Source organism: Flavobacterium sp. NRK F7 (genome assembly GCF_024054195.1).
Taxonomy (GTDB): domain Bacteria; phylum Bacteroidota; class Bacteroidia; order Flavobacteriales; family Flavobacteriaceae; genus Flavobacterium.
Genome location: NZ_JAMXLB010000021.1, coordinates 1 through 4260 on the forward strand (window position 1 = coordinate 1; position 4260 = coordinate 4260).

Annotated in this window: 4 protein-coding genes and 1 pseudogene; 4 read left to right on the forward strand and 1 reads right to left on the reverse strand. The window is 28.8% G+C overall.

Features of this window, described 5'->3' with window-relative positions; translation table 11 throughout:
* From NHF47_RS17150 to NHF47_RS17160, 3 genes and pseudogenes are all read left to right on the forward strand, one after another.
* Positions 1–882: pseudogene (locus NHF47_RS17150) on the forward strand (vitamin K epoxide reductase family protein); the annotation flags it as partial.
* 81 nt (positions 883–963) lie between these two features.
* Entirely contained in the window at positions 964–1155 is a 192-nt protein-coding gene (locus NHF47_RS17155) for a hypothetical protein (RefSeq protein ID WP_252766138.1), read from the forward strand.
* Positions 1156–1255: 100 nt separating this feature from the next.
* The gene (locus NHF47_RS17160) at positions 1256–3028 is read left to right on the forward strand and encodes a helix-turn-helix domain-containing protein (RefSeq protein WP_252766139.1); all 1773 of its coding nucleotides are present in this window, start codon (positions 1256–1258) and stop codon (positions 3026–3028) included.
* On the opposite strand, the gene NHF47_RS17165 is transcribed toward NHF47_RS17160, so the two are convergent.
* Entirely contained in the window at positions 3015–3275 is a 261-nt protein-coding gene (locus NHF47_RS17165; RefSeq protein ID WP_252766140.1) for a hypothetical protein, read from the reverse strand. The two genes, NHF47_RS17160 and NHF47_RS17165, sit on opposite strands and share 14 nt — an antisense overlap.
* A gap of 252 nt (positions 3276–3527) precedes the next feature.
* On the opposite strand from NHF47_RS17165, the gene NHF47_RS17170 reads away from it, so the two are divergent.
* Positions 3528–4260, forward strand: a 733-nt coding sequence (locus NHF47_RS17170; RefSeq protein ID WP_252766141.1) for a vitamin K epoxide reductase family protein, incomplete at its 3' end; no start/stop codon positions are given.

The following is a 4260-nucleotide window of genomic DNA, read 5'->3' on the forward strand; positions in this document are numbered from 1 at the left end:
GGTACAAGTATCCTTTTATTGCAATTGGCTCCAGCTTCCTATGCTATTGTAAATTTTCTGAGTCTTTTGTCATTACCTATGGTGGGCTATTCGATTTGGTTACAAAAAGCGAAACTAGGAAAATGGTGTGTGTTGTGTTTAGGTGTTTCTATGTTGTTGGTGCTAGAGTCGCTATTATTTGTTGGTTTTACCAAAGATTTTTCTTTCTATTATTTAGGTTTAATACAAGTAAGTGTGGTAGTGTTTTCGGTTTGGTTTTTTATAAAACCTATTTTAAATCGAAAAGTTACTTTAGAGAAGAAGAATGTTACTTTGTTGAAGTTTAAGCGTAATTTTTCGATTTTTTCTTCCTTACAAAAACCAGTTTTGGAAGTTGAAGTTTTGCATAGTATACCTACTATTATTTTGGGTAACAAAGAAGCTTCGGTAAGAATTGATTTAATTTTAAGTCCGAGTTGTGGTCATTGTCATACGGCTTTTTCACAAGCAATCGATTTGTTACAACAATTTTCAGATAGACTTCAAGTTGGTATTTATTATAATTTAAATACCGACAATTTAGATAACCCGTATTTAATAGTAGCGAAAACCATTCTTCAGTTGCACAAAGAGCATCCTCAAATGGCAGAAGCTGCATTAATGGATTGGCACATTGAGGGAATGAGTTTAAAAGATTGGAAAGCCAAATGGACCATTGGTATTATTGATTTTGAGGTGGAAGAGAATTTAAGAAGTGAATATACTTGGTGTATGAAAAACGAGTTTAATTACACCCCTGTAAAGCTGGTTAATGGTTCGCTTTATCCAGATGAATATGAGCTACAAGAATTGAAATATTTTATTTCAGAATTAGCCGAAAAAGAAGAAGCTGTATTGGTTTAAAAATATTGTTGCAACGATAGTCAAGATACTGCATTTGACTTTAAAATAATGCGGTAAAAAACAAATTATACTATTTAAATTATGAAAAAAACAATTTTAAATTTAGTTGGCGCTCAAGAGTTGACTAAAAAAGAGCAAAAGATTATTCAGGGAGGAGTTGCTGGACCTTGTAGAAACCTAGGAGATACTGGTCAAATTTGTAATACCACAAGTGATTGTACGGGGAGTGGCAATCCAGTATGTTTTAGAGGATGTTGTAATATCTTAGTTTAGTTATTGATTGTTAAAACAAATTTAAAAAAAGTCTAATACAATATTACATTAGACTTTTTTTTTAAATTAAATCTTACCTTTGAGCTTTAATTTAATTTTCATGAAATATTTATTGTTTGGGTTGGCTTTTCTTTTTTCAGTAGATTTTTTTGCTCAAGAAATAGAATTATCTAACAAAGAATATGAAGAACTTCAAGATAAATTAAGAATTCAAACCGCTACTAATATTGATAGCGCCTTTCTTGTTGCAGAAAGAATTGGTTATTCTAAGAACACTATTCATAAAGCTTTTTCAAAAGGTGCAAAATCTTATTTATATCAAATAAAAGGAGATAGTACCAAATCAATTACTAATTTTAATAGTGCTATTGCTTTAATTAATGGTGTTTCAAACTCAGAAATTAAAACAAAAACCAAAGCTTATATCTTAAATTATGGCGGTATTTGCGACATACAAAGAGGTAATTTGAATGCTGCATTATTAAAACTATTAGAAGGGGAAGAACTTTCAAAAAAGGCAAATGACATTGTTCAAGCTGTAAAATTTAATACCAATATAGCTTTAATTAATGGACAAATTAATAATTATAAAGCGGCTATTGCCAAAGCAAAATATTCAGATTATTTAGTCGAAGAAAATAAAAAATTATATACTTCAGATCAATATAAGCTTAATAAGAGTAATATTTATTTGTCACTTGGGGTATATTATGAAGGAAGTTACAAGAAAGATTTTGAAACCAATAAAGCACATTTGGATTCTGCAACATATTACTATAATAAAGCTATTTTATATTCTAAGAATATTATTACCAATAAAATTAAAGCGCAAAATAATTTAGCGAATGTGTATTATCATGAAGAAAATTTCAAAGAAGCCGAAAAAAATTATCAAAATGTGGTCACAGAGGCTTTTGAAAATAATTTTATGTATGATTATGCCATTGGATTATACAACTTAGGAAACTTTTACTATTGGGATAAAAAATACAATAAAGCGCTTACCTATTTTAAAAAATATGATTCCATTCATGAAATACAACCCGTTGATACAAACAATTTTATTAACTCCAATTATTATCAATCTAAAATCTATGAATCTTTAGATGATTATGAAAACACATTAAAATACGCTTCCATTTATTTAGCCAATTTTGAAGCCTATGAGTTTAAAATTAATGATGAAGCTGAAAAAGTAAATACGCTTCAGAATAATTTACTTTTAAAGAATGATATTTTAACCATACAAGAAAAATACAATAAAAAAGTAGTTTACAAAAAAATCTATTTTGTTGTATTGGGGATTGTGATGCTAGTTTTGATTTTTTTATTATTTAGAAATAGAATTGAGAAAAAGAAAAACAATGAGAAGTTTTCAATTATTATTAATACTTATAAAAGTCAGTTAAAGCAAAAAGAAGAACAAATTAAAAATGTTTCTCAAGAGATTCATGAATTAAAACAAGAAGAAGTACATTCCTCAAATCCAACTTTAAATATTGATGAAGAAAAAGAAAAAGAAATTTTGGAAAGTTTACAACAGATTGAAGATAAACTCATTTTTTTAAACAAAGATTTTACACTCCAATTTGTAGCTAAAAAAATTAAAACAAACACCACCTATCTGTCTTACATTGTGAATAAGAATTTTGGAAAATCATTTAGTGAGTATGCCAATGAATTAAAAATAAATTATGTTGTCAACGAAATGATTTCAAATGCTAGGTATAGAAGATATTCTACTCAAGCAATCGCTGAGAGTGTAGGGTATAAAAATGCGACTTCCTTTACCAGATCATTTAGCAAAAAAACAGGACTTAGTCCTGTTCAATTTGCTAAAAAACTAGACGATGAGAATATTAATTTGAAGTAGTAGATGGAGTAATCAAATCACTATTTTCATTTATTACGGTACTAAAACTAATAGAAGATGAAGTTGTTCCACTTCCTGGTCCAGCCCAATTCGGATCGTTTGGGTCATACGATAAATCATCATCTAATAACATTTCATTATTGTTTGGTCTATTTGGATCTATTCCACCAAAAATATTTCTTTTTAACTTTGATTCTAATTCGAATTTTTCAAAATCAAATACATTTTTCAGGTTTGTTTTTTTCATTTTATATTCTTTAAACATTAGTGTTACTTCAAAAGTAACGAATTCCTTTTTCTTAATAACAGTTTTGTAATTCCTCTTTTTCTTGAAACTGTTTTTAAGGTATTAAATGTTTGTTTTTCAGTGTTTTGCCGTTGTTTTTTCGAACTTGCAATTTATAAATTGTGTGGATTATAATTTATAAATTGTAAAGAGTTACACTTCTTATTCCTTCTTTTTTGCAGCATATTTGTTTCAGCAATTACAAAACAATATATGAAATCAATTATTAAAAAATATTTAGAAATTAATAAATACCAACATGAGTACACTTCTTTTGAAAATCTTTTTTTATCTCACCCCAATTATCCTAGTCTTTATGCAGTAACGGATACATTAGATATGTTGCAAATAGAGAATGTTGCTGCTCAAGTACCTAAAGAGCAATTTTCTGCTTTACCCGATTCTTTTTTAGCGGTTGTTTCAAATGATATTGTGCTGGTTCGACGATTGGCTCAAGAAGTAAGTATTGAAACGGAAAAAGAAGGGAAAAAGAAAGTATCCTTCGAAGCTTTTTTAGAGCAATGGACAGGAGTGGTTGTTGCTATAGAACCGAATGAAATAACCCAAAAAGAACGCTTACCTTTAATGAATACTACCTATGTAGGCTTAGGTGTTTTACTGCTAGTTTTATTAGGATTGACCTTTCGCGAGTTTACGTTACCCTTTTTATTAACTTTTTTATGCAGTAGTATCGGATTGTTTTTAAGTGTAGTTATTATTGATGAAAAGATAAACAAATCGGAAGGTGTTATTTCCAAGATATGTTCCTTTAATGCGCATACATCCTGTGATTCGGTTATAAAATCTGAAAGCTCTCACCTAACTAAATGGTTGGATTTTTCGGATTTACCCATTCTTTTTTTCGGTACAAGTATCCTTTTATTGCAATTGGCTCCAGCTTCCTATGCTATTGTAAATTTTCTGAGTCTTTTGTCATTACCTATGG

Coding starts and splice junctions, on each gene's coding strand:
- NHF47_RS17155 (WP_252766138.1), top strand. CDS start 964: ATGAAAAAAACAATTTTAAATTTAGTTGGCGCTCAAGAGTTGACTAAA.
- NHF47_RS17160 (WP_252766139.1), top strand. CDS start 1,256: ATGAAATATTTATTGTTTGGGTTGGCTTTTCTTTTTTCAGTAGATTTT.
- NHF47_RS17165 (WP_252766140.1), bottom strand. CDS start 3,275: ATGAAAAAAACAAACCTGAAAAATGTATTTGATTTTGAAAAATTCGAA.